This window comes from Bacillus sp. JJ864, from assembly GCF_036963045.1.
Taxonomy (GTDB): Bacteria; Bacillota; Bacilli; order Bacillales; family Bacillaceae_G; genus Bacillus_A; species Bacillus_A pseudomycoides_C.
Window position 1 is genome coordinate 1 of sequence record NZ_JBALLY010000173.1, and the last position, 6,327, is coordinate 6,327.

6 protein-coding genes and 1 pseudogene are annotated in these 6,327 nt (G+C 32.8%); all 7 read right to left on the reverse strand.

From position 1 onward, the window contains the following. Positions 1 to 413 (reverse strand): annotated as a pseudogene (locus V7024_RS21620) (IS6 family transposase); the annotation flags it as partial. A 94-nt stretch (positions 414 to 507) separates the two neighbouring features. Further along, complete coding sequence (gene pyrE / locus V7024_RS21625) at positions 508 to 1,176, reverse strand: orotate phosphoribosyltransferase (RefSeq protein ID WP_335523774.1); 669 nt, start codon at positions 1,174 to 1,176, stop codon at positions 508 to 510. Between the two features lie 140 nt (positions 1,177 to 1,316). Continuing rightward, a complete protein-coding gene (locus V7024_RS21630) occupies positions 1,317 to 2,339 on the reverse strand; it encodes a PLP-dependent cysteine synthase family protein (RefSeq protein WP_335523777.1) in 1,023 nt (340 codons plus the stop codon). Between the two features lie 7 nt (positions 2,340 to 2,346). Beyond that, positions 2,347 to 3,543 (reverse strand): M24 family metallopeptidase, encoded by a 1,197-nt coding sequence (locus V7024_RS21635; RefSeq protein ID WP_335523779.1) that lies wholly within the window; start codon positions 3,541 to 3,543, stop codon positions 2,347 to 2,349. A 27-nt stretch (positions 3,544 to 3,570) separates the two neighbouring features. After that, positions 3,571 to 3,945: an NUDIX hydrolase gene (locus tag V7024_RS21640; RefSeq protein WP_335523782.1), complete on the reverse strand. Its 375-nt coding sequence runs from the start codon at positions 3,943 to 3,945 to the stop codon at positions 3,571 to 3,573. Further along, positions 3,914 to 5,356: a 4-hydroxyphenylacetate 3-hydroxylase family protein gene (locus V7024_RS21645; protein WP_335523784.1), complete on the reverse strand. Its 1,443-nt coding sequence runs from the start codon at positions 5,354 to 5,356 to the stop codon at positions 3,914 to 3,916. The genes V7024_RS21640 and V7024_RS21645 overlap by 32 nt, the downstream gene beginning before the upstream one ends. 58 nt (positions 5,357 to 5,414) lie before the next feature. Then, on the reverse strand, positions 5,415 to 6,176 hold the full coding sequence (locus tag V7024_RS21650; RefSeq protein ID WP_335523786.1) for a hypothetical protein: 762 nt from the start codon (positions 6,174 to 6,176) through the stop codon (positions 5,415 to 5,417). Positions 6,177 to 6,327: the final 151 nt, after the last annotated feature.

Consider the following 6,327-nt stretch of genomic DNA (forward strand, 5'->3'; position numbering starts at 1 on the left):
TATCTTGACGTAGTATCAACCGTGATGATACGAGGTTTTGAGACATGAAAAGACCGCAAAGCTTTCTTGAAGAATCGCTTTGCAGCCTTATGATTTCTAGATTTGCTCAAATAAAAGTCAATCGTGTTTCCTTCTGAATCAACGGCACGATATAAATACGTCCATTGCCCTTTTACTTTAATATAGGTTTCATAGACTCTCCATGAGTCATTTGTTGATGTAAGGTGATATCATACTTTCTCTTCTAATTGAACCTAGCGCATAATCGTTGTGTGAACAATGGATAATCCACTTTCCTCCAGCATTTCCACCAAATCACGAAAGCTTAAGTTGTACCGTAGGTACCAACGTACAGTTAACAAGATGATGTCCGGTTGATAATGTTTCCACTTAAATATATTCTCCTTTTCCATACTGATCACGTACCTTTTATAGAGTAGTACTATCAGTATGTCCAAGTTTGATAGACCATTTTCGTATACTTCAACGTTTTTGCACCAGAACCTATTAATGAGTCGTTAAGCTTTTTGATCCATATAAATTTAAATAATCTTGAATTTTAGAAAGATGAACATAGGTTTTACCATGCTCTTTTTCCATATAACTCATTACATCAGAGATTTTAGCTACTGCATATATTTCTACACCATAATTTTTTGATGCCTCTTCTAAGGCCGACAGTTGAGAATCCAACGCTTTTTCTTCTCTATCAAGAGCAACAAGAAATGCGGATAATTCTCCACCTTCTCTCTCGATAATTTCTTTTGTTTCTTTAATTGTTCTGCCCGATGTAATAACATCGTCTACTGCAAGTACTTTTCTTCCTTTTAAAGATGTCCCAACAATATTTCCACCTTCACCATGGTCTTTTGCCTCTTTACGATTAAACGTATAATTAACTCGTAAGCCATGTTTATAGAATAAAGCCATAGATGCAGATAGGGAGATTGGGATTCCTTTATATGCAGGGCCGAAAATAACATCAAATTCGATGTTATTTTCTATAATACTAGAGGCATAGGCTTCTCCTAATTTAGCTAATTTAACTGAATCATCAAATGAACCAAAATTGAAGAAATAGGGACTATTACGTCCTGATTTTAATTTAAAATTACCAAATTTAAGAATTTCCTCCTCGAAAATGAACTGTATAAATTGATTCTTATTAGTATTCATTTCACTATTTACCCCCTTTTATCAATAGAAGATACACTTATATATTTATGATAATTGGAATCTCGTTTCTGTTTCTTTTTATAATTTATATACCAAAGCAGCAAAATTAATATAGACTGCGAACTTGACATCTACACTTCCTAGACTAAAGTTACACTTTCTAAATTGTTTGGTTTCATAAACTTCTTAGCATCTATTCTTTGTTGAAGTTGTTCTTCTTCTAATAATATTATGCCTTTTTTCTCTAACCAAACATCATCATAAATCTGATCCAAATAATTTATTCCTGTATCTGGAATAATGGCCACAACTGCCTTTGCATTACTATTATTAAGCCATGCCAACGCTGAGACGACTGATAATCCTCCAGAACCGCCTATCATGATTCCATACTTCTTAGCTAATATACGACAAGTTGAAATCGCTTCTTGATCACTTGCTATACAAACTTGATCTATAACTTCTAAATTTGTATTTTGTCCTCTCCAGCTCAACCCAACTCCGTTAATTAAATATGGATTAAAGTGATTTTGGAATACAGCAGAACCTTGTACATCACATGCAATAACATTAATTTCAGGATTAAATTGCTTAATAAATTTGCCAACTCCGCACAAATGTCCACCTGTACTTACTGCACCTACAACAGAATCAATAGGTAAATTGACTATTTCTTTACCGGTAGTCTCGGCATGAAAATTAGGATTATCAGGATTATCATATTGATTTGTCCAATATGCATTAGGATATTGCAATACGAGCTCTTTTACACGTTGAATTCTCGCTTTTTGGAAACCACCATTTTCATCTGGAGTTTTTACCATTTCAACCCTAGCACCATATGCGTTATACCATTTTAATAGGCTAGAACTAATCTTTGGATCCACTACAATGATTACCTGAAATCCATAAACGGCCCCCAACATAGCCAAAGATTTACCTAAATTTCCTGAAGTGGATTCTATTAAAATATCACCTTTTTGAATCTTCCCATTTTTCATAGCAGCTTTCACTAATCCAAGAGCCGTTCTATCTTTCACACTAAAATTGGGATTAAAGTAATCTAGTTTTAAATATATTTTTTTACCATAAGGTACCAAGTCACTTTTAAAATCTACAACGGGTGTATTTCCTATGCATTCTGTAATATTGTCATAAATCATACATTTATCACTCCACGATTTTGATATGCCCCTTAGTACTAGTTAGAATTTTATTTCCACTAGAAGAAATTAAAACCGGATCCTCTACGTGCAATGCTCCTAATCCAAACTCATAATATGGTGTTTCTACAGATAAGACCATTCCATCTTCAATTACATCCTCATTATTTGGAGCAAGTATAGGCAGTTCATATGGTTCCAACCCTATACCATGCCCTACGTGATGTCTTCTGTATTCTTTGAAACCAGATTTATACACTGCATCCATCGTTAAGTCAAAAACATCTGATCCCTTCATGCCAGGTTGAATTTCTTGCATAGCTATACATTGTCCTTTATAAAGTGCATTAAATTTATCATACTCTGGTCTAATATACTTATACGATAAGACTCGCGCAATATCTGCCCAATATCCGTCACACACAATATCACAGTCAAACCAAATTAAGTCTCCTGGCATTAATTTAATATCCTTACTTTGCCTACGCTGACCACCAACAGCATGTCTTCCGACTTTAATCATTGGTAAAACAGGTAATGCTCCTTTTTTAGCAATAGAACAATTAAAAATATTGGCTATTTCATATTCACTTATACCTTCAAATAAATTAGTAGCTACATCTTCAATTGCATTCTCTATACATCTTGCTGAATTAGCCAATGCCTGAACTTCATGATTTGTTTTTACTGATCTAACATGCCTTAAAATATTAGATGCCGAAACTACATTACTTTTTTTGAAATTATTACTAATAGCATCGATATGATATGATTGCATTCCATCCTCATCTATACCTATGTTACAATGTTCAATGTCTATATCTTTTAAAAGGGCAATAAGCGCCTCTATCCCATTAGAATGGCTCGCATCGACATTGGATAATAGTTTCAGACGCTCTTCTTCTTCAGAAAGAAGAACATTATTTTGATGTTCTCTATAAAAAACCCCATAAGTATATATTTTTCCTATCTGCACTCGTGCATCTAATACTTGATCAATTTCCCCAATAGAATGTACAATATGGACAATTTCAGGATTATCTATTGTAATAACTGAATAACATTGTCCAAAATATGGATTTAATGTCTTTACAACCGGCTGAAATCCTGTAAAATAACGAATATTTTCTTTTGTAGAAGCAATAATTGCATCTAACCCATTTTGTTTCATCTTATTAACTAAACGTTCTATATTATAAATCAATGTAATTGTTCACCTCAATATCCATAGTCAATCCCAGTTCTTTATTAGTTCTAACACGGCAGGAGCTAATAAATTTTTATCTTTATATTCAATCCAACTTACTTCACTAATCTCTGCCTTAGGTTGAATTTCCCCTTCCCAATCCGCGGAAAAACATACAAGATCAACTACTGCTTCTTCGTTATAAGCTGGTCCTGTGACCGTATATAAATATTGAATACTCTCTGGAATTAATTTAATATTTAACTCCTCAAGTAGCTCTCTTTTTAACGTTTCACTGGCCTTCTCGTCTTGTTCAATTTTTCCACCTGGTAGATACCAATGTTTATTATCTCGTACTCTTACTAATAATAATTTATTGTTTTCTTTTTTAACGAGACATGCACACTTTATCAGTTTCACTTTTCAATATCCTTTCCACCATATTGTACATTTTGCCTTTTTCATATGATAAATAATGACCAGCAGCTATACGCATTGGGTCACCAGCATGATAGTACTCATATACTAATTGACGTTGTCCGAAAGCATCTCCTGAAGCATCCCATGCTAAGTTAAGTAGCATTGTTCTTTCTTTTGCATCGAATTCACCTGTTGAAAGAGCGGTCATTAAGTAATCTCCATTTTCATTGAAAAAGTCTTCATGATGAGGTGTCGCAAGCATAGAACCAGCAGCTAGCGATTGAATGCATTTCACCATTTTTTCATACATTTTTGGAAAATTATATCTAATTGCTTGGATTGCATTAATACTTGGTGTTATTACTCCCTCATTACTCACATATGCATCTTGTTCACTTAGCACGATACTTGCCTTTAACAACTCTACATAGGATGTTAACTCTCCTAATTTTTCTTGAATGTTTATAAATTGATTCAGTTTTAGCATTTCAGCTAGCTTAATAGCAATGCCAGTTAAAAGCTCAGCTTTTGCCAGTCCTCTTACAATTCCTTGATGCCCTGTATGGTGCCTTGCAAAAGTCTTATCATAAAACTGATTAGATTTTTCTACATCTCTAAATATTAGAACTCTATCCCAAGGAATAAATACTTCATCTAATAATAAATAAGCATCTATTTCATCAAATTGATTTGTTAATGGATGATCAAACTTATCATAGCCTTCTTTCACCAAAGGTTTTCTGCATATTACTTTTAAACCAGGAGAATTCACAGGTAGAGTAAATGCTACAGCATAATCTTCATCTCCTGCCTTAAGGCCCGGCATATTAAAAATTAGGAGTTCATCTGCAATTGGAGCTAATGTAACAATCATTTTTGCACCTTTAACCACAATTCCTGATGCATCATAACTCACCACATGTACACCTGCAAAATCATGTTCTTGTGCACCTAAAGCTTTTGAACGGTCAATCTGTGGATTAATTGATCCATGTGCTATAAATAAATTATTTGTTTTTACATGTTTATAATATTCTTCTGCATTTTGAGTATAATTTGCATATTCACCTCTTCCAAAAAAGCTAGCATGAGCTGATAGTGTAGCTACTGCTGCATTAATAAAGTCTGGTGTTCTACCAAGCATCCCATAAGAGATATCAGCTATTTCTTTGTAAGCCTTTCTTTTTCGTTCTAAATCTTTTATGCTTCTCGGAATTAGCAAACTAATTGAGCATCGTTGACCATCCTTATCTACAAAACTATGCTCTTCTGGTTTTTTATTTTGCAAACTATAATACTGTTCCACACAATGAATTGCACCTGAAAACGCTGAATGTTTTGATACATCTTTAACTAATTCACCATTCAAATATACTTTTCGATTATCATTAATTCTTTCTCTATACACCATTTTCTGTATACCTCCAAAATTAAGAACATTAAGTTTTTAAAAACTAATTAATACTTATTTAAATTTCACATAAATAAATTGGATCCGTATATAATCTAATGGACTCTCTCCATAGTTTTAGCATCTCTTGCCAATCTTCTTCTACATAGTCCTCACGGATTATGAAGCTTAAAGGTACATTTAAATTTAAAAAACGTCCACAATTTATTGTAAACTTCGTAACACCAGCAGGAAGTAAAATACCTTCATCAACAACTTGAGCGATTTGTTTTAAACTTAAAGATGGATAACGAATAACAATTCCATCTTCTTTTAACTCATTATTAGAAATACGTTGAAATTGATATTTATCTGTATATGCATTTACAATTTGTTTCCATGTCTCTACCATTGAAAACAAATCTAATTGATTCATAAGCTTGGAATAAACATAATGATTATTCCCATCAATTGTAACGATTGCTAAATAATTATGTTCCTGAATAGGAACGTCGCTCCAATATAAATTAGTATTTTTTTTAAAATCTGCAATGAAATTTCTGTCATTTGGAATATAGTGCGCCCACGAATCAATAGATATCAATTCTGATTCCACTTCTTGAACAACCATTCTTTTGCAATTTAAGGCTTGTAGAGACGATGTTCTATGTGCACCATCAAGTATTAAATACTTGTCTTTACTTATTTGAAAAGCAATAGGTGGATTCTTTAATTTTTGCTCATCTTTAATTTTTTTACAAATTGATTTTAATCTCTTTACTTCATATTCTTCATGTAAAAATATTTGTTCGATTGGCACTACCTTTAATGCAGATAACACAGATTTCCCTCCCTAATCTCTTAAATATCCCACAGATATAACCTGTACTTTAGAAATGATGTAATTCGTCCATTCTATTACAATCAATTAATTTATAATATTAATCAGATTTTAATAGTCTGAGAATTTCCAAACTGCCAATGATTAATAA

Excerpts from the sequence above, each read along its gene's own strand:
- pyrE (WP_335523774.1), bottom strand. The coding sequence starts at position 1,176 with ATGAATACTAATAAGAATCAATTTATACAGTTCATTTTCGAGGAGGAA.
- V7024_RS21630 (WP_335523777.1), bottom strand. The coding sequence starts at position 2,339 with ATGATTTATGACAATATTACAGAATGCATAGGAAATACACCCGTTGTA.
- V7024_RS21645 (WP_335523784.1), bottom strand. The coding sequence starts at position 5,356 with ATGGTGTATAGAGAAAGAATTAATGATAATCGAAAAGTATATTTGAAT.